At 57.3% G+C, this 24,215-nt stretch carries 25 protein-coding genes, 1 rRNA gene and 3 pseudogenes; 12 read left to right on the top strand and 17 right to left on the bottom strand.

All coding sequences use genetic code 11. The annotated features are described in order from the left end of the window. Nucleotides 1–102: 102 nt before the first annotated feature. Both QP909_RS11245 and QP909_RS11240 read right to left on the bottom strand, forming a co-directional pair. Nucleotides 103–1,446 carry an IS256 family transposase gene (locus QP909_RS11245; protein WP_179387161.1) on the bottom strand — a complete coding sequence of 448 codons (1,344 nt, stop codon included), beginning with the start codon at nucleotides 1,444–1,446 and terminating at the stop codon, nucleotides 103–105. Then, nucleotides 1,443–1,766, bottom strand: a complete 324-nt coding sequence (locus QP909_RS11240) for a Type 1 glutamine amidotransferase-like domain-containing protein (RefSeq protein ID WP_179387605.1) — start codon at nucleotides 1,764–1,766, stop codon at nucleotides 1,443–1,445. The genes QP909_RS11245 and QP909_RS11240 overlap by 4 nt, the downstream gene beginning before the upstream one ends. A 29-nt stretch (nucleotides 1,767–1,795) precedes the next feature. Between QP909_RS11240 and QP909_RS11235 the strand changes: the two are divergent. The 3 pseudogenes from QP909_RS11235 to QP909_RS11225 all read left to right on the top strand — a co-directional run. Beyond that, nucleotides 1,796–2,981: pseudogene (locus tag QP909_RS11235) on the top strand (IS3 family transposase). A 241-nt stretch (nucleotides 2,982–3,222) separates the two neighbouring features. Then, nucleotides 3,223–3,724 (top strand): annotated as a pseudogene (locus QP909_RS11230) (transposase domain-containing protein); the annotation flags it as partial. 18 nt (nucleotides 3,725–3,742) lie between these two features. Then, nucleotides 3,743–3,891: pseudogene (locus tag QP909_RS11225) on the top strand (IS3 family transposase); the annotation flags it as partial. A 100-nt stretch (nucleotides 3,892–3,991) separates the two neighbouring features. On the opposite strand, the gene QP909_RS11220 reads toward QP909_RS11225, so the two are convergent. The 3 genes from QP909_RS11220 to QP909_RS11210 are packed head-to-tail and all read right to left on the bottom strand — an operon-like array spanning nucleotide 3,992 to nucleotide 6,584. Next, a complete protein-coding gene (locus QP909_RS11220; RefSeq protein ID WP_284767275.1) occupies nucleotides 3,992–4,912 on the bottom strand; it encodes a DUF5926 family protein in 921 nt (306 codons plus the stop codon). Between the two features lie 20 nt (nucleotides 4,913–4,932). Then, the gene (locus QP909_RS11215) at nucleotides 4,933–5,637 is read right to left on the bottom strand and encodes a glycerophosphodiester phosphodiesterase family protein (protein WP_250410521.1); all 705 of its coding nucleotides are present in this window, start codon (nucleotides 5,635–5,637) and stop codon (nucleotides 4,933–4,935) included. After that, nucleotides 5,637–6,584, bottom strand: a complete 948-nt coding sequence (locus QP909_RS11210; protein ID WP_284767274.1) for an L-lactate dehydrogenase — start codon at nucleotides 6,582–6,584, stop codon at nucleotides 5,637–5,639. The genes QP909_RS11215 and QP909_RS11210 overlap by 1 nt, the downstream gene beginning before the upstream one ends. An 87-nt stretch (nucleotides 6,585–6,671) precedes the next feature. Between QP909_RS11210 and QP909_RS11205 the strand changes: the two genes are divergently transcribed. Continuing rightward, nucleotides 6,672–8,414, top strand: coding sequence for an alpha/beta-hydrolase family protein (locus QP909_RS11205; RefSeq protein WP_239278629.1), 1,743 nt, complete (start codon nucleotides 6,672–6,674; stop codon nucleotides 8,412–8,414). On the opposite strand, the gene msrA is transcribed toward QP909_RS11205, so the two are convergent. Continuing rightward, entirely contained in the window at nucleotides 8,411–9,058 is a 648-nt protein-coding gene (msrA, locus tag QP909_RS11200; RefSeq protein WP_179387157.1) for a peptide-methionine (S)-S-oxide reductase MsrA, read from the bottom strand. The two genes, QP909_RS11205 and msrA, sit on opposite strands and share 4 nt — an antisense overlap. A gap of 163 nt (nucleotides 9,059–9,221) precedes the next feature. On the opposite strand from msrA, the gene QP909_RS11195 reads away from it, so the two are divergent. Continuing rightward, complete coding sequence (locus tag QP909_RS11195; protein ID WP_005325362.1) at nucleotides 9,222–9,824, top strand: superoxide dismutase; 603 nt, start codon at nucleotides 9,222–9,224, stop codon at nucleotides 9,822–9,824. 41 nt (nucleotides 9,825–9,865) lie between these two features. Here QP909_RS11195 and QP909_RS11190 read toward each other — a convergent pair whose 3' ends face one another. After that, nucleotides 9,866–10,720 (bottom strand): LysR family transcriptional regulator, encoded by an 855-nt coding sequence (locus tag QP909_RS11190; protein ID WP_239278631.1) that lies wholly within the window; start codon nucleotides 10,718–10,720, stop codon nucleotides 9,866–9,868. Between the two features lie 71 nt (nucleotides 10,721–10,791). On the opposite strand from QP909_RS11190, the gene QP909_RS11185 reads away from it, so the two are divergent. Both QP909_RS11185 and QP909_RS11180 read left to right on the top strand, forming a co-directional pair. Then, nucleotides 10,792–11,943, top strand: coding sequence for an MFS transporter (locus QP909_RS11185; protein ID WP_284767271.1), 1,152 nt, complete (start codon nucleotides 10,792–10,794; stop codon nucleotides 11,941–11,943). A gap of 10 nt (nucleotides 11,944–11,953) precedes the next feature. Further along, nucleotides 11,954–13,252, top strand: coding sequence for a copper oxidase (locus QP909_RS11180; protein WP_284767270.1), 1,299 nt, complete (start codon nucleotides 11,954–11,956; stop codon nucleotides 13,250–13,252). Here the strand turns inward: QP909_RS11180 and QP909_RS11175 are convergent. Further along, nucleotides 13,239–14,672, bottom strand: a complete 1,434-nt coding sequence (locus QP909_RS11175; RefSeq protein WP_284767269.1) for a TM0106 family RecB-like putative nuclease — start codon at nucleotides 14,670–14,672, stop codon at nucleotides 13,239–13,241. The genes QP909_RS11180 and QP909_RS11175 overlap by 14 nt on opposite strands. Nucleotides 14,673–14,741: 69 nt before the next feature. Between QP909_RS11175 and QP909_RS11170 the strand changes: the two genes are divergently transcribed. Then, nucleotides 14,742–15,374 (top strand): DUF6474 family protein, encoded by a 633-nt coding sequence (locus QP909_RS11170; RefSeq protein WP_284767268.1) that lies wholly within the window; start codon nucleotides 14,742–14,744, stop codon nucleotides 15,372–15,374. A gap of 201 nt (nucleotides 15,375–15,575) precedes the next feature. Next, a complete protein-coding gene (locus tag QP909_RS11165) occupies nucleotides 15,576–15,872 on the top strand; it encodes a histone-like nucleoid-structuring protein Lsr2 (RefSeq protein ID WP_350309227.1) in 297 nt (98 codons plus the stop codon). Here QP909_RS11165 and QP909_RS11160 read toward each other — a convergent pair. Together QP909_RS11160 and QP909_RS11155 are read right to left on the bottom strand one after the other, a co-directional pair. Beyond that, entirely contained in the window at nucleotides 15,869–16,507 is a 639-nt protein-coding gene (locus tag QP909_RS11160) for a LuxR C-terminal-related transcriptional regulator (RefSeq protein WP_284767266.1), read from the bottom strand. The two genes, QP909_RS11165 and QP909_RS11160, sit on opposite strands and share 4 nt — an antisense overlap. A gap of 37 nt (nucleotides 16,508–16,544) precedes the next feature. Beyond that, nucleotides 16,545–17,708: a sensor histidine kinase gene (locus QP909_RS11155; protein ID WP_284767265.1), complete on the bottom strand. Its 1,164-nt coding sequence runs from the start codon at nucleotides 17,706–17,708 to the stop codon at nucleotides 16,545–16,547. Here QP909_RS11155 and QP909_RS11150 point away from each other — a divergent pair. After that, a complete protein-coding gene (locus QP909_RS11150; protein ID WP_284767264.1) occupies nucleotides 17,707–18,243 on the top strand; it encodes a DUF2020 domain-containing protein in 537 nt (178 codons plus the stop codon). The genes QP909_RS11155 and QP909_RS11150 overlap by 2 nt on opposite strands. Here QP909_RS11150 and QP909_RS11145 read toward each other — a convergent pair. Both QP909_RS11145 and QP909_RS11140 read right to left on the bottom strand, forming a co-directional pair. Then, nucleotides 18,240–18,392, bottom strand: coding sequence for a hypothetical protein (locus tag QP909_RS11145; protein ID WP_049377502.1), 153 nt, complete (start codon nucleotides 18,390–18,392; stop codon nucleotides 18,240–18,242). The genes QP909_RS11150 and QP909_RS11145 overlap by 4 nt on opposite strands. After that, nucleotides 18,392–19,054, bottom strand: a complete 663-nt coding sequence (locus QP909_RS11140) for a class E sortase (protein ID WP_239278640.1) — start codon at nucleotides 19,052–19,054, stop codon at nucleotides 18,392–18,394. The genes QP909_RS11145 and QP909_RS11140 overlap by 1 nt, the downstream gene beginning before the upstream one ends. Before the next feature lie 33 nt (nucleotides 19,055–19,087). On the opposite strand from QP909_RS11140, the gene yidC reads away from it, so the two are divergent. Then, on the top strand, nucleotides 19,088–20,032 hold the full coding sequence (gene yidC, locus QP909_RS11135; RefSeq protein WP_005325343.1) for a membrane protein insertase YidC: 945 nt from the start codon (nucleotides 19,088–19,090) through the stop codon (nucleotides 20,030–20,032). Here yidC and QP909_RS11130 read toward each other — a convergent pair. From QP909_RS11130 to QP909_RS11115, 4 genes are all read right to left on the bottom strand, one after another. Then, nucleotides 19,989–20,597 (bottom strand): TetR/AcrR family transcriptional regulator, encoded by a 609-nt coding sequence (locus QP909_RS11130; protein WP_005327015.1) that lies wholly within the window; start codon nucleotides 20,595–20,597, stop codon nucleotides 19,989–19,991. The two genes, yidC and QP909_RS11130, sit on opposite strands and share 44 nt — an antisense overlap. A gap of 78 nt (nucleotides 20,598–20,675) precedes the next feature. Beyond that, entirely contained in the window at nucleotides 20,676–20,924 is a 249-nt protein-coding gene (locus tag QP909_RS11125) for a GlsB/YeaQ/YmgE family stress response membrane protein (RefSeq protein WP_005325340.1), read from the bottom strand. A 119-nt stretch (nucleotides 20,925–21,043) separates the two neighbouring features. Continuing rightward, complete coding sequence (locus QP909_RS11120) at nucleotides 21,044–21,943, bottom strand: universal stress protein (protein ID WP_005325338.1); 900 nt, start codon at nucleotides 21,941–21,943, stop codon at nucleotides 21,044–21,046. Nucleotides 21,944–21,984: 41 nt separating this feature from the next. After that, nucleotides 21,985–22,128 (bottom strand): hypothetical protein, encoded by a 144-nt coding sequence (locus QP909_RS11115; protein ID WP_005325337.1) that lies wholly within the window; start codon nucleotides 22,126–22,128, stop codon nucleotides 21,985–21,987. Between QP909_RS11115 and QP909_RS11110 the strand changes: the two genes are divergently transcribed. Beyond that, a complete protein-coding gene (locus QP909_RS11110; protein ID WP_502868662.1) occupies nucleotides 22,109–23,119 on the top strand; it encodes a pseudouridine synthase in 1,011 nt (336 codons plus the stop codon). The genes QP909_RS11115 and QP909_RS11110 overlap by 20 nt on opposite strands. Before the next feature lie 766 nt (nucleotides 23,120–23,885). On the opposite strand, the gene rrf is transcribed toward QP909_RS11110, so the two are convergent. Continuing rightward, a 5S ribosomal RNA gene (gene rrf / locus QP909_RS11105) occupies nucleotides 23,886–24,003 on the bottom strand. Between the last annotated feature and the right edge of the window lie 212 nt (nucleotides 24,004–24,215).

Genomic DNA, 24,215 nt, shown 5'->3' with positions numbered 1-24,215 from the left:
ACATGAGGAGATCATGGCCAGTCAAGAAGTGGGTCATTCCACGTGGTTCCGATCCTGTATTCCCATTATCAGCGTCAAGTTGTTTGTGTGTGGGGCTGGGGGTTATAGGTACTTGTCGAAGCGGTCGGGGTAGGCCACGGCCATCTGGTTGATGGCTTGCTTCCAGCCGGAAACTCGAGCTCCTTCCATGAGTCTGCCGGCTGTTCTTGAGACTCGCTTTCCCTGCTTTGCTCTCTTTGCAGCGCGTTTGTCTTCAATGTTGCAGATCATCAACCACAGCGTCTTTATCGCTGATTCATCATTGGTGAATTGCACCCCGTTGCGAGTAGCTTTACGCAGCTCATTGTTAAACGACTCAATGGAATTCGTCGTATAGATGACCTTCCTGGCTGCTGGTGGGAACTGCAGAAACGGGACAAACCGCGCCCACGCATCCCGCCAGACTCTGACTGAGCGGGGATACTTCTCACCCAGCTCGGAAGCCTCGAATTCGGCTAAAGCAGCCCTAGCTGTGGACTCGTCTGTGGCGGTGTAGACCTTCTTCAACGCGGCGGATACAGCCCGGCGATCCCCGTAGGCCACCCACCGGTTCGCGGCACGTATCAGGTGCACGATGCAGGTTTGTACCATAGAGTTCGGCCAAGTTGCCTCCACTGCCTCGGGTAGGCCTTTCAACCCGTCACAGCAGACAATAAAGACGTCTTTAACCCCACGGTTGGACAGGTTGGCGCATACCTGCGCCCAGAAGGAAGCACCTTCTTCCTTGGCAATCCACAATCCCAAAATATGCTTAATACCGTCGAGGTCCACACCGATTGCCATGTACGCAGACTTGTTAACAACTCGGCCGCCATCGCGGACTTTAATGCGCAGCGCGTCCAGGAAAATGACCGGGTAGAACTCATCTAGCTGGCGGTTTTGCCACACCATGACCTCATCCAAGACGGCGTCAGTAACCGCTGAAATCGTCTCATGGGAGATATCAACCCGCATCGCCGTTGCCATGTGGTGCTGGATATCCCTAATGGTCATCCCACCTGCGTACAAGCTGACAATCATGTCATCGACATCAGTTAAACGTCTCGAGCCTTTAGGGACCATAGTTGGGATAAACGTCCCAGTCCTGTCTCTGGGGATATCCACGGTGACCGGCCCGTAGTTAGAATCCACGGTCTTCGAGTAGGTGCCGTTGCGGTGATTGTCTGTCCCAGCTGCAGCTTTGCCGCTCCTGTCGCCGGACTCGTAGCCAAGGTGGGCATCCATTTCAGCATTCAAACCCCTAGTAATCGAGGCTTGCAACATGCCCCGAACCAGGTCATTGGCATCCGTTGTCGACGTGCCTAGGTCATCAATCAGCTTCGCGATTTCAGGGTTAGCAAGCAGCTTCTTTTCAATCGCATCAATCTTGGCCTTATCAGCCGGATCTCGTCTTGTCACAGTAGTCATTCTGGTCCATCTCCTTGTGCGGGTTGGGAACCCACACACAAACCATCAGACACTCTCGGAGCGGTTGAAGGATCATCCATCACCGTTGCTGGCTCGATTGAAGGTCCAGCAATAATCGCCCCAGCAGAGCTTCCCGCATACAACTTTCCATTACGCACGGCGTCAGCAAGAAGCTGATCTGCCCCGGTAGATTTCAGCGCATGAAGCAAGCGGAATGTTTCACCACTCGCAACATAAACGCAATCAGCTTGCTCAAGCTCATGGCGAAAAACACTCAGCGGTGTCTCTGTGAGGTTACCCTCGTTTAGTGGACACCCTATTAGTACGGATCTTGTGTCCGTAGGAGAGGATGTTCATTGTGAGTTCGTCAAGGAAGAAGTACACCCCGGAGTACCGGCAGGAGGCCGCCAGACTGGTCATCGAGTCTGAGCGCCCAATCGCTCATGTGGCTAAGGAAATTGGCGTATCAGCCACAATTTTAGGCAGGTGGGTCAAACTCGAGCGGGAACGCCAAGGCTCGGTAGATGGCCGCAGTGATGCCGATATACGAGCCGAAAACGCTCGCCTGCGTCGTGAGCTAGCTGAGGCCAAGATGGATAAAGAGTTCTTGTCAAAAGCCACCGCCTTCTTCGCTGCGAAGCAACGCGATCGGAAAAATTTGAGCTAATACAGCCAGAGCAAGGCGAACTACAGCATAAAAAGAATGAGCAGGTTATTAGAGGTTTCCCGTTCTGGCTACTATAAATGGCAAAAGGCTCAAGCAGTGCGGCTTCGTGGTGAAAATCAGCGTCAGAGATTCCTCGACCAGTTAGACAGGAAAATTCATGACATCTGGGAAGATTCTGACGAAGTCTACGGTGCCCCACGGATTACTGCAGAACTCGCCGAGGATGGGTTCTATGTGAATCGCAAAAACTGTGGCCAAACGCATGCGGATGATGGGTATTGAGGGCATTTCACCCAGGGCATTTGTTCCTGTAACGACGATTCAAGCCAAGCGTAAGTCCACGCTTCCTGACCTGGTCAAGCGCATGTTTGATACTGGTGAGCTCAACCGAGTGTGGATGTCAGATATTACCTACCTGCGCACTGCTGAAGGCTGGTTGTACTTGTGCGTTATCCGCGATGGACACTCCCGCCGAGTCCTAGGCTGGTCCATGGATAGTGTGCAGGATTCTCACCTGGTTGAACGTGCACTGCGCATGGCTTACACCCTGCGTGGTGAGGTACCCCACGGGGTGGTCTTCCACGCCGATCGTGGTAGCCAGTTCACCAGCGAACAGCTGTGGCAGGTCTGTCAAGAACTAGGGATTGCACAATCGGTCGGCCGTACTGGTGTCTGCTTTGACAATGCGATGGCCGAGTCGTTCTGGTCGACATTGAAGACCGGATTTTACGATCGGAAGAAATGGCGAACCCGCAACGAAGCTAGAAAGGCGGTGGCTCGCTGGATTGAGATTGTCTACAACCGGCGCCGTCGCCACTCGTCCATCGGGATGGTAAGCCCGGTCGATTTTCGAAGCTCAGCTCGCTGATCAAAATGATAATAAGAAAGCCGCTGCTTAACCCCTAAGCAGCTTAACAACGTGTCCACGGTTTGCGGGCAACCCCATAAGGGACTGCGCCTTCCAGTTTAAAGCATCCTGGGTTTAGTTCCTACCTCAGCTAAGAAAGGATTGGGCACTGCTATGCCTAGGAAGTATTCCGCCGAGCTTAAAGAGAAAGCGGTCAATCAGATCACCGACATGGTTCGCCTGGAGTCTGGCTCATTACACCGCGCCTACACGGAGGTCGGTTAGCCCTTTGGAGTATCTCATCACACATAGCGGGATGGGCACCGTGGCAGCGCCCCAGTACGTGATAGTTCTGACGATGCGTACCGATGCGCTGCTCATAAAGGCCTTGGAACATGCGCTAACAACTGCAGAACAAATCTACGGAGACCAGCTGGTGTACCACAGCGATCGGGGCAGTCAGTAGGTGTCATTGAAGTATTCCGCGCCTTAGCTAATTCCGGAATCCGGCCAAACATAGAAACAGCCGGCGATACTTATGACCATGCTCTAGTCGAAACAGCCAACGGTCTCTACAAAGCGGAACTCATTCACGCCCAAGACCCGTAGACGTCGCTCGCAAAAGCCGAACTGGCCACCTTGCGGAGGGCGCATTGGTGGAACACCAAGCAGCTTCTTGGAGCATTCGACTGCGCCACCCCACAAAAAGTAGAAACCAGGTACTAATTCAGCCCATCAACACAGGGTCGAAAAAAGGGAGCTAAGCCAAGGACGCTTCAGCCAACTGTTACGACAATGCAGCAATGGAGAACTTCTTCGGCCACTTAAAACCGAGATGCACCACGGAGAAGCCTCTAGCAACGTCGAGGGATTCACCCACGCTATCGAAGACTACATCCAGTGGTACAACACCGCACGCATCCAACAATGACTCAAGGGCCTGACCCCGATGCACTATCGGAATCAGGCCCTTAATCCCCTAACCGCCTGGAATTAAACCAGTCCAACAGGAGGGGCCACTTTTTATGTCTTTAGCGCAAGGTCACCTGGCGGGACTTGATGTTTTCTAGCTGCTTGCGCTCATCGGCGCTCAGCTGGGCATCATTAGAAATTTCTTCCTCCAAGGCCTTGTCCACGCGGGTGAGGTGGTCCTCATAGGAAGCGTGGTCAACCTCTGGATCCAAGTCGAAGACCGGAGCAATAAGACCGTGGGTGCGGAAGACACCGGCGAACTTGGTGCCCTCGCCCAAGTTCAGCTCACCGCGGGCGGCGACGCGCGCCAGTGCGTTCAGGAATGCGGATTCATCGTCATTCGGGCGGACCCAACGGATGTGGGCCTTGCCGCCGCCGGCATTTGCCCAAAAGGCCGCACCGGTAATGTTCTCGCCCACCTGGTAGGACTCAATGACGGAATCATTAGCGACGCGAAGCGACTGTGCAATCTGCGGGGTGACCTGTGCTCCCTCCGGAATCCACCATTCGAAGTCCTGGTGAACCTGCACGTCGAGGGTAGCAGAGGAATCGATAAGCTCCTCCAGCTTCGGCTCCGAACCGTCGGCCGCGGTGGATTCCAGGGTGGCGCCCGGCTCATTATTCTTCACCCAGTTAAGGGCAAAGGCGAGGTCGCGACCCGGGTTGTGGGTATGGGACTGCACCTGCAGGCCCACGAAGGCATCGCCGCCAAATTCGGTGTCCCGAATAAGCGCAGCAGAAGCACCCGGCAGGACGGTGGCTACATACACGTTCTTATCGCAGCCTTTAACGTCAAGCTTGGCAAAAGCGGAGGGGACGAACTCCTGCATGGCGACCAGGGAGGCCTCCGCAGCAAGTCCGCCGTAGGGGCGGGGATCCTTTTCCAGGGCGGCGCGCTCCTTGGCGCGGGCAGCGAGCTTTGCCTGGCGGCGGGACATGCCCTCAGGCAGCTGTTCCTTGTTCTTTTTCTTCTTGGCCATGCCTCCAAGATACCTGCTTACTAGAGCTCAATGGCATGTAGGGCCACTTCGGGTTGATTGGTGGCGAGCATATCTACCCCGTTAGCCCACGCCCACTTCATATCCTCCGGCTTGTCTACGGTCCACAGGTAGGTAGGCAATCCCTGCGCGCCGATAATCGCCGGACGCAGCTTCGCGCGCAGCAACGATACGCCAAGCGCGGTGGGCCTGGACAGCATGACATCGGGGCGGTTGACGTGGCGCTCCCAATCGCGGCGAAGATAAATCCGGTCCATGTGCGGCGCCAAATTCTGCATGCGGCGGATGGCGTGGTGGGAAAAGGAAATGACGTGGATCCGGGGGTCATCGAAAAGCCCCGCATAACGCAGGCGCAGCACCGTTTGCTCCTCCAGGATGTCGCCCTGCCCGGAGGGGTGCTTAGTCTCGATATAAAGGTGGTGCGGTTTGCCCTCGAGCAGTTCCAAGAGTTCGTCGAGAAGCATCATGCGCTGGCCCGAACCGATGTCAACGCCGCGCAATTCTTCCCAGTCCATCTTGGAAATGCGGCCGGGGCGCCCCGCGGTGCGGTCCAACGTGGGATCGTGCTGGACCACTACTTTTCCATCGCGCGTCAAGCGCACATCGCACTCGACGCCGTGAATTGGCAAATCTAGGGCTTTTTCAAAAGCTAGAGGGGATAGCTCCGGATATTTTCCGGAGTATCCCCTATGAGCGACAATCTTCACTAGCCGAAGAACTCTTCCTTGATGTCATTCAGGGTCTTGGCAGAAGCATCGAAACGCTCCTTTTCGTGCTCATTGAGCTGCAGCTCAATCGCGCGCACGATGCCGGAGCGGTTGATGATGGCAGCGGTACCGATGTAGAGATCCTCTACACCATACTCACCCTGCAGGTAAGCAGATACTGGCAGCGCCACGTCCTGGTTCTGGATGACGGCGGCGGTGATACGGGCCAGGCCCATGCCGATACCGAAGGAAGTGGAGCCCTTAGCGTCAATGATGGAGTAGGCGGCATCGCGGGTGTCTTCGAAGATCTTCTCGATGCGCTCTGCATACTCCGGATCCGTATCCAGCTTCTTGGACATCGGGACACCTGCGATATTCGCGGTGGAGATGGCTGGCAGCTCGGAATCGCCGTGCTCGCCCACGATGTAGGCGTGAACGGACTTCGGTGCAACATTTTCCAGCTCGCCCAGCATGTAGCGGAAACGAGCGGAGTCCAGCACAGTGCCGGAGCCGATGACACGCTTGTGGTCTAGGCCGGAAGCCTTCCACACGGCGTAGGTCAGGATGTCCACTGGGTTGGAGGCAACCAAGAAGATGCCATCAAAGTCATTCGCCATGACATCGGAGACGATGCTGTTCATGATCTTGACGTTCTTGCCCACCAGGTCCAGGCGGGTCTCACCCGGCTTCTGTGCGGCACCGGCGCAAATGACGACCATATCGGCGTCTGCGCAATCGGCGTAGGTGCCCTTGGTGACGCGGGTGCGAGTGGGGGCCCAGACAACACCGTGGTTGAGGTCCATGACGTTGCCCTCTAGCTTCTTTTCATCGATATCGATGATTGCCAGGTGGTCAACGATGCTTTGGTTGATGAGAGCGAAGGCGTAAGCGACTCCCACATCGCCGGCACCAATGAGAACTACTTTGTTTCCTACATGATTTGCCATGACCCCATTGTGCAACTCTTTGAAGATTTTTGCACGGGCTAAATCTCACACTGAAAATCCCACCGAAATCTGGGATAATCGGGCATTATGAAACGCGCACTCCGCCGCGCTGCACTAATCGCTCTTGGCGTAGCCGCGGATCTCACGCCCATTGTCCGTATGACCAGCCGGCAAACCTTACCGCCCAATATGTCGGCTGGAATTTTGGGTGCGGAATTAGCTACGTGGGCGGCTGTTTCGCCCTCCTTACTTCCCCGCCCGTGGTGGGTGACCGCTGCCAACGTGGCAATCGGGCAGGGCATTGGGCATCTAGGTGCGGCGTCAACAAGCTTCGTGCTCAATAGCATTGGCAAGCGCCCGCAGGACCGCCTCGGACCACAACATCGACAAATTATGCACCTTGCTATTGGCGCCGGGACTGCATTTAATGCCGTGCTTTCGCTGCGCAACCAGAAGAAGCAGGCGGAGTTGGTCAATAAGCAGCTCGTGCGCGGTCCCGCCACGGCGGCCATCGGCTTGGCCGCGGGCACCGCGGGCTACGGCACTCTCCTACTCATCGGGGAGGCCACGCAGCTTGCCGTCACTAAACTGTCACGCCAGCTAGGCCGGTGGGTGCCTGCACTCGTTGCTTGGCCGGTGGTTACCGCAGGACTGAGCCTCACGGCGTTTGCACTTTCTGACCGCGTGGTCTTTCGACGCTGGCTACGCTCGCTATCGCACCAAGCGCAGCGAATAAATAAGCAGATTTTCCCTGGCACCTCCATGCCCTGGGAGCCGGAGCGCTCCGGCAGCCCGTGGTCGCTCGAGCCGTGGTCGGCATTGGGACAACAGGGACGCCGCTTTGTCTCCAACGGCCCCCGAGCCCGCGATATCCGCACAGTAACGGGAACCGATGCAAAGGAACCCATCCGTATCTACGCCGGATACATACCAGGGCGCTCCTTCCAGCAATCCGCGGAAAAGATCCGCGCCGAACTCGAACGCACCGGTGCCCTTCGGCGCGAAACTATCGTCATCCAAATGCCTGCCGGCTCGGGATGGATCAATAACTGGGGTGCGTGCTCCTATGAGTTTTTGACCGGCGGTGATTGCGTCACCGTCACCATGCAATATTCCTACCTGCCTTCGGTTTTTTCCTACCTCGTGGATAAGAATGCACCGAAGCAAGCGGCCCGTGAATTGATTCGGGTGGTACAAGAAGAAATAGATAGGCTGCCTAAAGAAAACCGCCCGCGGCTTTATTTCGCAGGTGAATCGCTTGGCGCCTACGCCATTATGGATAACTACCATAATGCGGAAGACCTACTTTCCGCGTGCAATGGCGCGGTCTTTTCTGGGCCTCCGCGCATGACGCACTTTACCCAGCGCCTGCGCCGGGATATTGGTTCCCTAGAACGCCTGCCCGTTATCGATGGCGGCAAGCATGTGCGCTACGCGGCGGCCCCTGACCATACGCTGCACGACGCCTTTGGCAATGACTACGCCCATACCTGGCGCCGCCCCCGCATGCTCATTGCCCAGCACGCTTCCGACGCCATCGTGTGGTGGGATCTCAACCTTCTCGTGCGCAGGCCCACCTGGATTCATGAACCGCAGCCGGAAGCGCTGCACGCGGATACCTTCCGGCAGCTGCATTGGGTTCCGTTCATTACCTGGTGGCAAATTGGCTTGGACCAGATCAATTCCCTCAACGTCCCTGGCGGGCACGGACACAACTATTTCGAGGAAATGCTCTGGTATTGGGATGAGGTCTTAGGATCCCAATCCCGCCAATCGCTCACGCCGAAGTTGGCCAAGAAAATTGCCCGCTTTATCCGGCGCGACGCTTAGTCGCATTTCACCCCAGTACTGTGGTGCGGACAGTACCCATTAGGAACCTTATATAGGTACTGCTGATGCTCATCCTCAGCCAGGTAGTACTCCCCAGAATCAGTTTCGGAGAGGAGTTTGACCTCCGTGGTGGTATCCCCGAATCCGAATTCCTTGAGTTTCTCTGCATAGGAATCCACGATGCCCTGGATTTCTGCGCGCTCTTCCTCCGTGCGTGGGTAGAAAGCAGAGCGGTATTGCGTTCCTACATCGTTGCCTTGACGAAAACCCTGAGTGGGATCGTGCGCTTCTAATGCCTGTACGACAAGATCGCGCAGGCTGATGCGCTGCGGGTCATAGACCACCTCCACCGCCTCGGCATGGTTGGTCAACCCACGGCACACCTCGTAATACGTGGGATTCGGAGTGGTACCGCCTGCATAGCCCACCGAGGTGGACTCCACGCCTTCGGTCTCCCAAAACATCTTCTCCGCGCCCCAGAAACATCCCAACGCAATAAGAATGGACCGCTGCCCGTCCTTCCACGGTCCGGTAATCGGTGTTCCTAGAACGGCGTGCGGGGCGGGGGCTAGGATTGGCTCGGATCGACCCGGCAGAGCCTCGTCTGCAGTCACGAGCTTGGGCTCCGGCTTAAACATCCACATGAGGTATAGCTCCTTCCTTATTCCTTCTTCCCAACGTTGTACTGCGAAAAGCTATTCCGCGGCCAGTTAATATTCGCGCTAGTTCCACAATTCGAATTAATCATGGCGAAATCTTTCCACCGTGCCTATCATCGGACACGTACCCGAAGAAAGGATTTAACAAATGGCTGTTTACGAACTTCCTGACCTCCCATACGCATTCGACGCACTGGAGCCACACATCTCCGCAGAGATCATGGAGCTCCACCACGATAAGCACCACGCAACCTACGTTGCTGGCGCTAACGCTGCACTCGAGGCACTCGAGGAAGAGCGCAACGGTGAGGCTAACCCGGATCGCATCCGCGCCCTCTCCAAGAACTTGGCATTTAACCTGGGTGGCCACACCAACCACTCCATCTTCTGGAAGAACCTGTCCCCGAACGGTGGCGGCGAGCCAACCGGCGAGCTGGCAGAGGCCATCAACCGCGACTTCGGCTCCTTTGAGAAGTTCAAGGCTCACTTCTCCGCTGCTGCTACCTCGCTGCAGGGCTCCGGCTGGGCCGTTCTGGGCTACGACCACATTGCTGGCCGCCTCATCATCGAGCAGCTGACTGACCAGCAGGGTAATACCTCCATCAACTTCACCCCGCTGCTGATGCTGGATATGTGGGAGCACGCTTTCTACCTGCAGTACAAGAACGTTAAGGCTGACTACGTTAAGGCCGTATGGAACGTCTTCAACTGGGATGACGTTGCTGAGCGCTTCGCTGCAGCCACCAAGTAACTCCTTTTAGTTACTTCGGCCGCCCCTTCGGGGCGGCTTTTCTATGCCCGGATAAACTCCCGGAATTGCTGCACTGGGGGTGCGTCGTCCCCGGCGCGCCACACTAAACCGAGCTCGCGGTACGCTGGCGGCGTGAGGGGAATCAAGCTCCCCACCTGTAGATAAGGGTCATCCAGCGGCAAAAGTGCCACCCCGAGTCCTGCCGCTACCAGCCCCGCAACGGTAGTAAGTTCCATCGACTCGAAGACGAGGTGGGGGCTAAAGCCAGCGTCGTCCGCGAGGGCATCGAGAAGCATGCGCGTGCCATAGCCTGGGAGCATGCCGATGAACGGTTCTGCAGCGAATTCCGCTAGTTCCACCTCCCGCCGGTTCGCTGCCCAGTGACCCTCCGGCACCGCAAGGCCTAGTCGCTGTACCTTAATTTGGTGCCAGCCCAGAGCTGCATCAGGCCGCGGGCCCACGAGGGCAAGGTCAGATTCGCCGTTTTCCACCCTGCTCACCAGCTCCTGCGCCGCGCCTTGATGCAGGCGAATATCCACGTGCGGGTGCTGCGCGCGATAGCTCTTGAGCAGGTCCGGAACCAACCAGGTTCCCAGCGAGTGCATGAAATCTAGGCGCACGGTGCCGCGTTCTGGATCCATGAGGCGGGCAACATCGTCCCGCCCTACTTGGTAGGCGCGGAGCATTTCCCGCCCAGCCGCAGCGAAAGCCCTCCCACGCGAATTCACGTGTAGGGTGCGCCCAGTGCGCTCGAAAAGGCGGGCGCCAAGACTAGCTTCTACGCGCTGTACGCGGCGGGTCAGCGCGGATTGGGAGATCCCCAGTTCATCGGCCGCAGCACCCACGCGACCATGATCCACCACGGCGAGGAAGCCGCGAACATCCTCCACATTCATGCATACTCCGCATCGATTAGCGTAATTTTCCACATTTTACACATGCTGCATGGCCGGGCAGGCTAAATAGCATGACTCGAACGCGGCGCGCTACGGTAGCCATGCTCCTGGTGGGCTTGGCTATTTTCTCCAGCCTGTATTCCACCCAAGCCATTCTTCCCACGCTGGTAGACAACATGGGCCTTTCTTCCACCGAGGCGGCCATGACCGTATCGGCCGCCACGGGCGCGCTGGCCCTATGCGTGGTGCCCGCATCGATCCTCTCCGAGCGCTTCGGCCGCGGACGCATCCTGCTTATTTCGGCCGTTTCCGCGACCGGCGTGGGGCTCATTGTTCCCCTCGCCCAGGAGGGGTGGCAGCTCATCATGGTACGCGGCCTGCAGGGTGCGCTGCTGTCCGGCGCCCCCGCCACGGCAATGGCATGGCTTTCTGAAGAACTCGATGACAAAGCCCTGCCGCGGGCTATGGGCCTATACATTGCAGGTACCTCCGTCGGTGGCCTTACCGGCCGCCTCATCCCCACCGGATTGGTGGAGATTTCCACGTGGCGCTGGGCGCTCTTCGGCTCGGCGCTGGTCTCACTCGCCTTTGCCATTACGGCTTGGCTGCTGCTTCCTACCCAACGCAATTTCCGGCCTAAATCCATCCATCTCAAGACCGAAAGCCGGGCGCTCTTGGGCCATTGGGCCAACCGGGATTTGGCCTTGCTCTTTCTCACCGCATTCCTGTCCATGGGCACGTTTGTCTCCATGTATAACTTCTTAACCTTCCGGCTCATCGATGATTTTGGTCTGGCTCCTTCGCTAGCCGGCTTGGCTTTCCTGTTCTACCTTTCTGGCACCTGGTCCTCGGCTCGGGCTGGAGCGCTGGTGGCGCGAATCGGCCACGGGAAAACCCTGTGCGGCTCGGCTGCACTTTTTACTGTGGGCATCGCGTTCTGCGCCGGTAACCTTCCGCTGACGCTTCTCGGAATGATCGCCTTTACCGTGGGCTTTTTCGCCGTACACTCCACCGCCTCCGGGTGGGTGGGCCAGATCGCCACCCACGACCGCGCGGAGGCCTCCTCGATGTACGTGTTCTGCTATTACTTTGGCTCTTCTGTGGTGGGCGCGTGTGCCGGCTTGCTTTTCGACGCCCTATCGTGGCCCCTCTTCATTGCTTTCTTCACCGCCGTAGCCCTCGCCCTTACTGCGCTGACTTGGACCAAGATTAAATCCGGCTAAAATCGGTTTTATGCCTGAGAATAAGTGGTCGGCGCGGACATGGCACCGCAAGGCCTCCCGTCCCGTCTCCCTATGGATGATGGTTTTCATCCTCGTGGGTGCAACGCATACCTTGGTCCCGAACTACCGGTGGGTACTCATCCACCTCTTCACCCTCGGACTGGTAAGCAATAGCATCATCGTGTGGTCCCAGCACCTCACGGAGAAATTCACCCAACAGCGCCTCCCCGAGTCTGCCCGCCCTACCCAATTAGCCCGCATCTACGGCCTCAATGCCGGAATCATCCTCGTGTTAATCGGCCAAATCCTCATGGAGTTCTGGTCCCAACACTGGATTGTCACCCAGGTGGGCGCCACGCTCATTGCACTGATAATGCTCTGGCATGCGGTATCGCTCTTCCAGCAATGGCGCGGTGCCAAAGATAAGCGCTTCCGCCCCGTAGTGGGCGCCTATGTACTTTCCGCCCTGTGCCTGCCGGTGGGTGCCATCTTTGGCGGGCTGCTGGCCGTTTATCCCGGACATCCCACACTCCTGCTTGCCCATATAGCTGCCAATATCGGAGGATTCATCGGCTTGGCCGCGGCCGGTTCTCTCACCATCCTTTTCCCCTCCATCTGGCGGACCCAAGGTATTAATCGCCACATGCACTCCTCCTTTGCACTGCTCGCAGTCGGTGTGGTTGCCACCATCGGGGGCGCTTTCCTCGGCTTCCCCGAGTTGGGACTTATCGCCTACTGCTGCGGTTGGGCGCTGAGCTTGCAGCAGTGGCTCGCTAATGTGCTGACGGTGGCTAAGGACCCGCGCGATCGCATCACCTTTGCCTCGGTCTCCGTGCTCATGGCCTCGCTATGGCTGGTGCTGTCTTTGGTGTACTACACGGTGCAGCATTTCTTTATGCCCGAGCCGGCGCTGCCCACCCTTGCCTTGCTGGTGGGGTTTGCCGGCCAGCTGCTCATCGGCGTGATGAGCTACCTCTTGCCCAGCACCATGGGTGGCGGCCCCGCTGCCGTCCGGGCGGGCTTGCAGCAACTGGACAAACTCGGCCTCCTGCGCGCCACCTTCGTCAACGGTGGCCTGCTCATCTGGATCGGCACCGATATTTCCCTGCTTAAGGTGGTCGCCTCCCTCTTATGCATCCTGTCCCTGGCGGTCTACCCCGTGCTCATCGCCCGGGCGGTTAAGGCCCAAAAGCAGGTCTTGATGAAGAAGGCGGAGGGTCCGGATCCTAAGCCCGGGCCAGAATGGAACCAGGTCTATGCGGGCATAGCGATCCTCGCAGTCATCTACGCCATATTTACAGCGCTGTAGTACCCGGCGCGCCGGCATCCATCCACTCGCGAACCGCGCGGGTGGCCTGGACGTCGCCGGAGTTATAGTCCAGCAAGCGCTGCCGCGCCACGAGGTCACCGGCTAGCGCCTCGCGGCGCGCGTTCACGGATTCTTCGCCGTCGAAGTCTTCTTCTGGCCAGGTAAACCCCGCTTCCGGGGCGACTACCTTTAGGCCTAGGCCGAAGGGGCCGGCGAAGGATCGTTTAACGTGGGCGAACATATCCACCCACTCCGGTGAAGAGATAAACTCTTCTACTTCCCGCTCATCCACCTCGCGGAAACGCTGCGCGGACATGCGCATCCAATGGTTCTCACCGTGGGACGAGTAGCAATATGCAGCAAATGTTTTGCCCTCCGCATGGGCTTTAGCACGCACATCCATCAGCCAGCGCCAGAAGGCCGCAAAGTTCTCTGCCTCGGCGCGCCCGCCCAACGGCTCCCACGTAACGAACGGGACGTAGTTACCGTCGTGCCAGGCCCCCCATAGGTACGCGCCCTGGTCCAGGTAAGCTTCCATGTCCACGTCTACCTCCACGTCTGCGCGCGGAGCGTGCACGTCGCCGCGGCGCAGCAACACTTCCCCGGCGCGCCAGGCAGCAGCAAGGCGGGAGGGTTCGCCCAGGTCGGCGTCGATAAGCGCCTGCACGGTAGTAATCCCGCGCTCGCGGTAAGGCTTAGCGCGGTCGCCGGATAGGAAGAGCGAGATATCATCCGCTGCCACCAGCTCCTGCTCGCACAAGGACCAAAAGCGGCAGCTCGCGCACTCCTTAACCCGCACCGGCGCGGTAGGAAGCGGCTGATTCCAGGCGCGTTCCAAATCAAACTTCGCTGTTTCCGTAAAAAATGCCCGGGTACGGTCCTGCCCGATGGCCCCGCCCCGGCCGGAATCGAGCCCGAGATCCTGCAAAGCACGGGCGGCAAACGCTAAGCGGTAGCCATCTACCGCATGATGGCGCAACTTATACGGCGCCTCAAGCGGCTCACTCAGGCCCAAGCGATGGGTGGGTACCGCCGGCGTCGTCTTGGTGTCATTCTTACGGGCCACACGGTGATTAGACACGATAATTGGGGTGTACTTATCACCCTCGCGCAGCAGCAAATCTACTCGCACCATCCACTCCTCGGTGGCGAAAACCGCGTTGGTGATGTGCGTATACCCGGAAGCTAAGGCCTCAAGGGTGCGCATGGAGCGCTCCCACTCATCACCTTCCAGATCTATGCGGCGAAACCTGCCAGAGCCCTTGCGGGGAAACATCTGCATGACGGCCTCCGCTGCGGCCGCGTGGCGTTCCGCCCGGGCAATCGAGGCATGGGTACGCGGCATCTTGGGGTGCGCGCGCCGCTGCACTAAGCGGTAGCGGCACCCCACAAGATCCGAAGCAACAACCACATCCTCCACACCGGGTGAGCTTAATAGAACGGCAAGGTAAAGTTGAATCCAGACTCGATCAAACGTGAGGGAAATTTAATGAGCATTCTGAAGAAAGTTAAAAAGGCCCGCCAAGAAGCACGCGCACAGGCAAAGGCCGCCAAGACCCGCGCCAAGGCAGAGGTAAAGGCCCAGTCTAAGGATCGCCGCCGCCAGCAAAAGCTCCTGGCCAAGCAGGAAAAGCACCTCATTAAGTCGGAGGAAAAGGGCCTCAAGAAGCGCCGCAAGCACGAGGAGAAGATGGCCAAGAACGAGCTAGCCAAGCTCAAGGCCGGCCGCTTTAACTCCGATAACATCAAGCGCTATGCCGGTGCACTGCGCACCGCCGCACCCCTGCTGCTGCCGCTCCTCTACCGCGGTTACGTGGGCCTAAAGACCGAGGGCGAAAAGCGCAAGGCCGCTAAGGCGGGCGTGAGCTCGGATCAGATGGCTTCCTTCTCCGGCTACGGTGCGCCGCTCAAGGCCCGCACCGCCGGCATCCGCAACTCCCTCGATAACACGGACGTTCCGGCCGGCTTCAAACGCGATGTGCGTGACCGTCTGCAAGAAGTAGACTCCGCCATCGATAATGCCGAGTTCATGACCGAGCAGCAGCGCCGCCGCGCTCACAAGACCATTAGCTCGGAAATTGACTCCATTACTGCGGAAATCCAGCAGCGCCTGGCCCAGTAAAAGAGATACACGCCGCCACCGCCTCCTATTCGGTGGTGGCGTTTAATTATTTTCTATAAAGATCCGGGATTTTTCGAGAAAAGTATTTTCGGCCAGAAAAGTTGCTGATCATCTTCTCACCGCCCTACCCCTTTAACACCGTTTATGCTCTCTGTACTTGGTGCAATTTTTAAAATTGGAGGAAATACGTCCCGCCGTGAAGTGACCCAATTTTACGACGACTTGGACCACACCCTAATCCCTGAAGACCAGCTAGAAGTCGTTCGCTTCAGCGTAAACGGTCAAAATTACCTTATCGATCTCTCCACGGATAACGCGCGGCATTTCCATAATCTGCTCGCCCCCTACGTGGACGCCGCCCGCATAGCCCCCGCGCTCGATGCGCAGCGGGCAAGCCCCAGCCACATCCGCGAATGGGCCCGCACCCAAGGCCTGCCAGTGGCGCACCGCGGAAAGATCCCGCAGGACGTTATCGAGGCGCATAACGCCGCTAATTAAAGCACGCCTTGCTCGCGCGCTGCCGCCACAGCAGAGGTGCGCGAGCGCACGCCCAACTTGTCATAAATGTGCACAAGGTGGGACTTTACCGTGGCCTCAGACAGCATGAGGTCCTGGCCAATCTGCCGGTTCGACGCCCCCGCTGCTACCAGCTGCAAGACCTCGAGCTCACGCGGCGTGAGCGAGGTGCGTGGCGTACGCACGCGAGTCATCAGCCTATCGGCCACGATGGGAGATAGCGCCGAATCACCCTCCGCAGTCGAGCGCACTGCGGCAAGCAGCTCCTGGGGTGGTGCATCCTTGAGCAAATAGCCCACGGCACCGGCTTCGATAGCGCCGAGAATATCCGCATCAGTGTCATAGTTAGTAACCACGAGGACCTTGGGCGGGGTGACCATCGCGGAGCGAATCTGCGCGGTTGCCTCCGCGCCGCCCATAACGCGGGTCCCTTCCACACCCGCGCCGAAGCGCAGGTCCATCAAAATGACATCGATGCCGCCCGCCTGCGCTGCCGACACCGCAGCTTCGGCCGTAGCGACCTCCCCTACGACGTCGATATCCTCTGCGCCCTCAAGCACGGAGCGCAGACCCAGCCGGACGATTTCGTGGTCATCTGCCAATAGGACCCGAATCACGACATTCCTCCTATCGATGTCATTGTCAACCAAAAGTTTAATCTACCCGGTTGCCTAAGGGCATACTAGCTGACACGGCAGTGCCCTCCCCCGGCGCGGATTCAACAACGACCTCCCCACCTAGCTCTTGTGCGCGGCGCCTAATTGCGGCCAACCCAATATGCCCCAGTCCAGCCGGGGTACTTTCCACCGCGGCCGGATCAAAGCCTTTGCCGTTATCCACCACATCCAGGCGCACCTCATCGCCCTCATAGGTCACCGTGATCCGGGCGCGGCTTGCCTCTGCATGCTTGACGACGTTCCCCACAGCGCCCTGCGCAATCCGCAGCAGCGCCGCTTCTATCTTCATGGGCAGCTGCTGTACCTCTCCTTCGGATTCCACCTCGACGTGGATATCTCCGGTAGTGCCGAAATTTTCCGCCATACGGGTCAACGCGGCCTCAAGGGATGCCTCATTGAGCGTCGGCGGCTGCAAAGCGGCAATCATTGCCCGTGCTTCGTGCAAGTTATCCGCGGCCGTCCTGCGGGCCAGCTCGATGCGCTCTCGCGCTTTGCTCGCGTCCTGCTTATCCAGATCACGGTCCGCCGAATGCAGGAGCATTTGAATGGAAGACAGTCCCTGGGCAAGGGTGTCATGAATCTCGTGCGCAATGCGCTGACGTTCGGCCACCATGCCGGCATCGCGCTCCGTGGCTGCCAGCTGTGAACGGGTTTCAATCAACTCTTTATTCATCCGCGACAGCGACCGGAAGGCGTAGGTGATCGCTATCGTCACCAGCGCCGAGACCGCCGGCCCCATGACACCGCCAAACGTCAGACCCTGCGGAATCTGCACCACCACGGTGATGATCGAGGCAACGATGACGCACGCGATGCCCGCCGCCATGTCCAGCACCGTGAGGTACAAAAAGAACATGGCGAAGACCAAATAGATTGCCGCCGGTGCTACGAACAGGTCCGCCACCCACAGCACCGAGAGTATGCACAGCCACAGGTAGCGCACAGGCCGGGCCCAATATTCCCCGTATACCGAGCCTGCGAAGTACACGGCCGCAAAGCCCACCAAAAGCAGCAGGTTGATGATTGCTTGCGAAAGCGGCATCCGCGCGGAAGTAAAAATGCCTACCACCAGCAGGCCAGCGGTCAGGATATGGATGCCGGTGCGCAACGCATCGGTATCCCGGTCTATTGTGGAGCTCATGCGCAAAAGCCTACTTCCCCTACTCGCCCTAGCCACTGTTGGGATCGCCGGCTGCGATTCATCCGCACCCACCCCTGCACCCACCACCACGGTGACTCCGGAGGCTTCGGAGGCACCGGAGGTTAACGTCGCCCAAACCGCGGAAGTCAATGTCTGGAGCGATTGCCCCTACATCGGCCCCGGCTGGCTCGAAGAAACCAACGGCCAGCGCCTGACCAAGCAGGGCATCGACACGCGCTTTCCCACCCCGGCCTGCGTCTTTTGGTCCTACCAGGACGAGCCACAGGCCACCGTCATCGTGCGCGATATGCCCACGGTCGACGACGCCCGCGCCGCAGTGGATTGGGCCGCGCCTATCGACGCCACCGAACCCGCCTCCTTCGACGGCTGGGAAGGCGGCCGGGGCGTGGTCAATGAGCATGCCGTGTATGCCGTCCAGAAGGACACGCACGCGGTGCTGGTGTGGAGCAACCAGCAACAAACCGTTAAATCAGAGCAGATCGCCCACGAAGCGATCGCCAACTTGGGCCTTTAAACTGCGACGTCGTTATACGGCATCATCGGCGACAGCCACGGGAATACAACCTCCATAAGTAGGAAGAAGACTCCCACCGCAATAGCAATGGCCAAGATGACCTTCACCGGCGTCGGCCCCGGCAAGAGATTCCACAAAGCGCGATACATTATTTCTCCTCTTTTTCTACTTCCATAGCGTGCACAATCATGCGCTCCGCGTTGGAAAACTGCGGGTGACACGTGGTCAAGGTCAAGATCTCGCGGCTCGGTTCGGCGTCCGACTCTGGCACGGGGTTGGTCACCGAGACGTCGCCAGGCGTTGTAATATGCCGCCCAGCCACATGGGAATACTCCGGCGGAATTCCATTGAAACAATCCGCCTGCTCGCCATCGATGGGCAATACGCGATAGGTAATTCGCTCCTTCTGCGTTTCCACCACGATGTCATCGCAGGTCTCTAGCTTGCCCAAGTCATTAAAGGGAGCCCCCTTGCCCACGCGGTGGCCCGCAACCGCAAAGTTGCCCATCTCTCCCGGCATCTGGGAATCCACGTAGCGGCCAGGGCCGCGCAGCAGGTCATCTTCATTGGTGCCCTCAATGATGGCGAAGCGGTAGTCAGAACCGAACGTGGGAATGTACAGCTGCGCGAAAGCCTCACCCAACTCCGGCTCCAACTTCTGCCGCGGATTGCGCCATTGCTCGTCAAGGTGGGCGCTCGCCTCCTCCTGCAGTTGACCGGATTCTACATTTGTCCAATAGGCTTCATAGAATGCAAAGAGTAAAAGAACCACGCCAATGGTTAGCATGAGTTCCCCAAGAACTTTAGTCATGCCTTAAACCATACTGCCCATGAAAGGTTGAGCATGTACGAAGTCTTCATGTACCCAGTTTCCGGAATCATGAAATTCTGGCACTGGCTCATCAGCAGCTTCGTCGGTGAATCTACGGCCTGGCTGATTTCCATCATCCTGCTGGTTATCACCGTGCGCGGCGTCGTTGTTCCCTTGAACTGGATATCCGTACGCTCCGCCCGCATCGGCGCACTCATCCGCCCGGAGAATAACCGCATCAAAAAGCAGATGAATAACGCCACCACCACCGAGGAGATGGCGGAGCTCATGCAAGAGGAAAAGAACCTCATGAAGAGCTATAACTACAACCCCGCAGCCGGTTGTGTTCCCCCGCTCATCATGATTCCGGCCTTCATCGGCCTTTATCAAGTGCTCCTGCGCATGTCCAATATTGAGCGCGGCTCCACCACCGTGGGCATGTTGAATGCCTCCGACGTCTCGGCCTTCCGCGAAACCACCTTCTACGGCGCTCCGCTGACGGATTTCGCCCGCGAGCACGGTGATCTGATCAATCCCATCCTCATTGCCGCCATCGCCTTTACCATGGCTAATTCCGTCATTTCCCTCGTGCGCAGCTTCCGCACCACTCAATTTGATCAGAAGGTCAACCGCCGCGTCTTCATACTCATGGGCTTTTTGCTGCTGGTAATCCCTTTCTTCCTGTGGCACCTAGCCCAAACCGGACCTATCCCAGTGGCCATCATCCTTTACTGGGGCTGCGCCTATCTCTTCATGCTGATCCAAACCGCTATCTTTGAGATCATTTTGCACCGCGACTACCCGCTTACTGAGGATGTCCACGCTATGCGCCGCGAAAGCATTCGCCGCTGGCGCAAGCGCGAAAAAGAACCCGCCCTCTCCAAGGAGGAGAAGAAGCGGGTCAGCCAGCTACGTATGGAGGCCCGAAAGTACCTTAAATCGAATAATCAGCAGGGGGAGCAGAAAGCATCTGAGTAGCCAGGTCGCGGGCCGTCTGCAGCGGCCCAATCTCCTTGGTAAGCCGAGCCCCCGCACGGCCGCCATCCAAGAAAATCAACAGCTGGCTCGCCTGCGAGGACGATGGGTAACCATTGCGCTCTGTTAGCAAGGCCGTCAGAGTGGAATGCACCCAATTACGGTGTTCAACGCAGGCAGCCACGATACCGTGTTCCGCCTCGGTTTCTGGGCGCGGATACTCTCCGGCCGCATTCAAGAAGTGGGAGCCGCGGAATTCCTGCGTGGGTTCTTCCTCGATCGCCTTATCAAAAAACGCCAGGATCTTTTGATCCGGATCCGTCATCTCCGCGGTGCGCTGTTCCCAGTCTTGGCGGAACTTCTCATCCAAAGCTTCTACATAAGCGATAACGAGCGCGTCTTTGGAACCAAATAAAGAGTACAAAGAAGCTTTAGCCACATCCGCCTCGCGCAGGATGCGGTCGATTCCGATGACACGAATGCCTTCGGTGGTAAAAAGCTTGGTCGCCGATTCCAGCAGCCGGCTGCGCGGGCTGGGCCGATTACGGCGCGACTTCTTCTCTGCCATGGGTTCCTCTCTAAAACGACAAAGCCGGTTCATCTATACTTTATAGACAAACCGGTTTGTACGCGAATTAAATTCGGGCTACTTCTTAATGAGCCCCACGATCCACAACAGGATACAAGCACCACCCGTAGCGGCAATCAAGGAGAAGATCCATCCACCTTCCTCAATGTTCAGGAAGTGGATAATCATGCCACCGATGATGCCACCCAGCACACCAACAATAAGGTTGGTCAGCAGGCCGTGGTCGCGCTTCATAATCTTCTCAGCCAGCCAGCCGGCAATGATACCAATAACAATCGAGCTAAAGAGCCCCAGACCCAAATTCATGCAATCCTCCTAAATTAGCGGGTATACCTTAGCGTACACGAGCGCACACTACCTAAGGCGGCCCCACACAACAAGAGCGCTCCGCCCTTGTGGGCGAAGCGCTCTATGAACAGTAGCTTTTAGCTTTCCTCATCCGGACGGACAACCATCATCGGGCACGGTGCGGACTGCAACAGTGCGCGAGAGGTCGAGCCCAGGAGCATACCTTTAAAGCCGCCACGACCGTGCGAACCAACAACCAGTAGCTGCGCGCCTTCTGCAGCCTCGGTCAAAGCGCTCACTGGACGGTCACGGGTAATGAGCTTCTTTACCTCAACCTCTGGGTATTCCTCACGCGGCTCCTTCAGATTCTCAGTCAGAAGCTCGCTCTGTTCCTTTTCAATATCAGCCCACTCGGACTGGGCGGCCGACAGACCCGCCAAGGAAGCCTGTACCTGCATATCCATCCAAGTATGCACGGCGATCAAAGCAGCACCGCGGGCCTGTGCCTCACGGAAGGCATAAGCCGTGGCCTTCTGCGAAACCTCGGAACCATCCACGCCGACGACGACAGGGCCGTACTTGGTGGAGTCCGTAACATGATTATCTTCGCGAACGACGACAACTGGGCAAGAGGCGTGAGATACAACCGAAGCGGAGACGGAACCCATCACCATTCCGGATAGGCCACCCATGCCACGGGAGCCCATGACGATCATGGTGACATCATGCGACATTTCTAGAAGCATGTCGATCGGGGAGCCCTCGGCCACAGTGTGACCAATCTTCAGCTCTGGAGCTACTTCATGAGCGATGGCGCGGGCTTCCTCGATCTTCTCGAGGGTCTCGGCCTGCAAGTCGTCGAAAAGCTCCTTTGGCGGAACCATACCCTCTGCGTACAGGAACTGTGGCATGGTGTAGCTAGATGCGATCCGCAGTGGAATCTCGCGCTTCATAGCCGTATTTGCGGCCCAACGTACTGCATTCTTCGATGCATCCGAACCGTCAACGGCAACGACTACAATGTCTTCCTTAGCCATGATGTGTCCTTTCGGTGGTTATACCTTAATTGTAGTACGGATTAGGCTTGAGGGTTGACGGTTGCAGCCTCGGAATTCGACGGGAACATAACGGTGTACACAAACTCCAGGACGGTGCGAATTACGGCGCCAATACCTTCAGAGAAAAAGGCAACAACCGGTTCAATGAGAGAGTTAAAATCCATGGACAAAACATTAATACATCGCCGAAAAGGTTTCACGCCTTTGCCGATTAAAGACGGTCTGAATCCAACCCGCGTGCGCACTCCCGAGGCAGGCATAACGGCCTGGGATTTTCTTAGTGCAGTCATTTCGGCACAACGCCATCGACACCCCGACGACGACGCCTCGGCGCTCCAGGCGCGCTTCGACTCTGGCGAGGTTGTCCTACGCAATCAGACCAAGCTTCGGCCGGACTCAATATTAGGCAACGACGAGGACGTCTTTTTCTACCGCATTCCGGCACCCGAAACACCGGTGCCTTACGACGTCCCCATTCTCTTCGAGGATGAACATATCCTCGTCGCCGATAAGCCGCCGTTTATGGCAACCATGCCACGCGCACGCCACATCGTACAGACAGCTACAGTCCAGCTCCGACGAATGACAGGAAACGACGAGCTCGCACCGGCGCACCGCCTAGACAGACTTACCTCCGGAATTTTGCTATTCACCAAACATCGTGATGTTCGCGGCGCCTACCAAACGCTCTTTGCGGAAAAGAAAGTACAAAAGACCTATCAGGCGATCGCCGAATACCGCCGCTTTCCGACGCCCCTACAGTGGGCCTCCCACCTCACCAAAACCCCCGGCGAAATCCAGGGCCGAATCGGCGACGGTCGCCCTAACGCATTCACCACGCTCGCTTCAGTCGAGCGAATAGACAACACCCCTTATGAAAAAATCCACGGCGACCTGCCGCGATTGGGCAAGTACACGCTAAAACCAACAACGGGAAAGACCCATCAATTGCGTCTCCATATGTGGCAGGCCGGCGTACCCATCCTGGGTGATCCCGTCTATCCAAAAATCTTTCCCGAAGAAGCAGAGGACATGCATATTCCTATGCATCTCACAGCGACCCATATCGAATTCACCGACCCTATTAGCGGAAAGCCTCGGCAATTCGAGTCCGATCTACCTCTTTACACGCACCGCCTAGTAGAGCATCAATAACCTAGGCCGGATTGCCAATGATCAATTCGAGTGCACTTCGCATCAAATTGTAGAAGGCACTACCAAAGTTCTGACCCGGACAGCTATTCACTCCTAGCTTCGACCATCATTTGAAGCACACTCATGAAATACCCCGATAAGGCAGCGATGCCGAAAATCCAATTCAGTGCGACGTTGCCTACGATAGTTACCGACATAAGAAACAATAGAGTACAAACCGCAGCGAATAAAAGGTAAATTCGTGCTCTATTTCGTTGGTTCCCCATCTCTTTCCCTTTCTTGAAATCAACGATCCTGGCGCAGGGGTGATCCCCACGTTGAGCCAGTATAGCGCGTGCATTGCCTCAGTATGCGAATACGCCTAAGCATACGTGCATGTTCCATCGACCGCGACGCTCTTCGCAACCTTCTTAAAACCATCGAATTCAGAGTTTTCCCAGCGATTTAGTCTCTAAGACCGATAGAGAATGTATAGTGTCATAATTTGCCAAAAGTCCAGGTGAATTAGGTACTATCCACTTACTCCCCATCCGGCGAAATGCGATCGATTGAGTGGTAACGGGCTTGACCCATTACGTCGCCGCGAGCTTTGTCACCCCACGTAGCGTCATAAGACCCACACTACATCCCCTGCTCTACTTGATCCACCACGGTAGAAATTTGCGCTTGGTTCATGCTGTTGAGGCTAGCAAAACGCAAAAAAGGGAAGGAGACGGTGGTTGTCCGTCCTCTTCCCTTTGAATATTGAGTTGTTTTTGTTGTTTGGTGTCGGCGGTGACTTACTCTCCCACAACCTCCCGGTTGCAGTACCATCAGCGTGTGCAGGCTTAGCTTCCGGGTTCGGAATGGGACCGGGCGTTTCCCTGCAGCTATTGACCACCGACAAACATACGAAGCATTAGAACAAACCCTTCTTAGTGCCCACTTTGTGTGGGTGTTGTGTCAGATACTGCATAGTGGACGCGGTCACGACAGTGACAATGATTCTTTTCTCTTTACTCTTTTGTTAAGTCACACGTAGTGTGTTGGTGTTTGTTGTGGTCAATTAGTACCAGTAGCCTTCACACCTTACAGTGCTTCCAGGTCTGGCCTATCT

It is taken from the genome of Corynebacterium sp. MSK195 (genome assembly GCF_030228885.1).
Taxonomy (GTDB): Bacteria; Actinomycetota; Actinomycetes; order Mycobacteriales; family Mycobacteriaceae; genus Corynebacterium.
The sequence above is the reverse complement of the archived record's forward strand: the minus strand, read 5'-3'. Positions and strand labels throughout refer to the sequence as shown.

What these genes read in the sequence shown, in the direction of transcription:
- QP909_RS11205 (WP_239278629.1), top strand. Translation starts at nt 6,672, where the DNA reads ATGAAACGCGCACTCCGCCGCGCTGCACTAATCGCTCTTGGCGTAGCC.
- QP909_RS11170 (WP_284767268.1), top strand. Translation starts at nt 14,742, where the DNA reads ATGAGCATTCTGAAGAAAGTTAAAAAGGCCCGCCAAGAAGCACGCGCA.
- QP909_RS11125 (WP_005325340.1), bottom strand. Translation starts at nt 20,924, where the DNA reads ATGAATTTGGGTCTGGGGCTCTTTAGCTCGATTGTTATTGGTATCATT.
- yidC (WP_005325343.1), top strand. Translation starts at nt 19,088, where the DNA reads ATGTACGAAGTCTTCATGTACCCAGTTTCCGGAATCATGAAATTCTGG.
- QP909_RS11185 (WP_284767271.1), top strand. Translation starts at nt 10,792, where the DNA reads ATGACTCGAACGCGGCGCGCTACGGTAGCCATGCTCCTGGTGGGCTTG.
- QP909_RS11120 (WP_005325338.1), bottom strand. Translation starts at nt 21,943, where the DNA reads ATGGCTAAGGAAGACATTGTAGTCGTTGCCGTTGACGGTTCGGATGCA.
- QP909_RS11115 (WP_005325337.1), bottom strand. Translation starts at nt 22,128, where the DNA reads ATGGATTTTAACTCTCTCATTGAACCGGTTGTTGCCTTTTTCTCTGAA.
- QP909_RS11110 (WP_502868662.1), top strand. Translation starts at nt 22,109, where the DNA reads ATGAGAGAGTTAAAATCCATGGACAAAACATTAATACATCGCCGAAAA.
- QP909_RS11140 (WP_239278640.1), bottom strand. Translation starts at nt 19,054, where the DNA reads ATGACTAAAGTTCTTGGGGAACTCATGCTAACCATTGGCGTGGTTCTT.
- QP909_RS11130 (WP_005327015.1), bottom strand. Translation starts at nt 20,597, where the DNA reads ATGGCAGAGAAGAAGTCGCGCCGTAATCGGCCCAGCCCGCGCAGCCGG.
- QP909_RS11145 (WP_049377502.1), bottom strand. Translation starts at nt 18,392, where the DNA reads ATGTATCGCGCTTTGTGGAATCTCTTGCCGGGGCCGACGCCGGTGAAG.
- QP909_RS11220 (WP_284767275.1), bottom strand. Translation starts at nt 4,912, where the DNA reads ATGGCCAAGAAGAAAAAGAACAAGGAACAGCTGCCTGAGGGCATGTCC.
- QP909_RS11190 (WP_239278631.1), bottom strand. Translation starts at nt 10,720, where the DNA reads ATGAATGTGGAGGATGTTCGCGGCTTCCTCGCCGTGGTGGATCATGGT.
- QP909_RS11195 (WP_005325362.1), top strand. Translation starts at nt 9,222, where the DNA reads ATGGCTGTTTACGAACTTCCTGACCTCCCATACGCATTCGACGCACTG.
- msrA (WP_179387157.1), bottom strand. Translation starts at nt 9,058, where the DNA reads ATGTGGATGTTTAAGCCGGAGCCCAAGCTCGTGACTGCAGACGAGGCT.
- QP909_RS11210 (WP_284767274.1), bottom strand. Translation starts at nt 6,584, where the DNA reads ATGGCAAATCATGTAGGAAACAAAGTAGTTCTCATTGGTGCCGGCGAT.
- QP909_RS11245 (WP_179387161.1), bottom strand. Translation starts at nt 1,446, where the DNA reads ATGACTACTGTGACAAGACGAGATCCGGCTGATAAGGCCAAGATTGAT.
- QP909_RS11150 (WP_284767264.1), top strand. Translation starts at nt 17,707, where the DNA reads ATGCGCAAAAGCCTACTTCCCCTACTCGCCCTAGCCACTGTTGGGATC.
- QP909_RS11155 (WP_284767265.1), bottom strand. Translation starts at nt 17,708, where the DNA reads ATGAGCTCCACAATAGACCGGGATACCGATGCGTTGCGCACCGGCATC.
- QP909_RS11180 (WP_284767270.1), top strand. Translation starts at nt 11,954, where the DNA reads ATGCCTGAGAATAAGTGGTCGGCGCGGACATGGCACCGCAAGGCCTCC.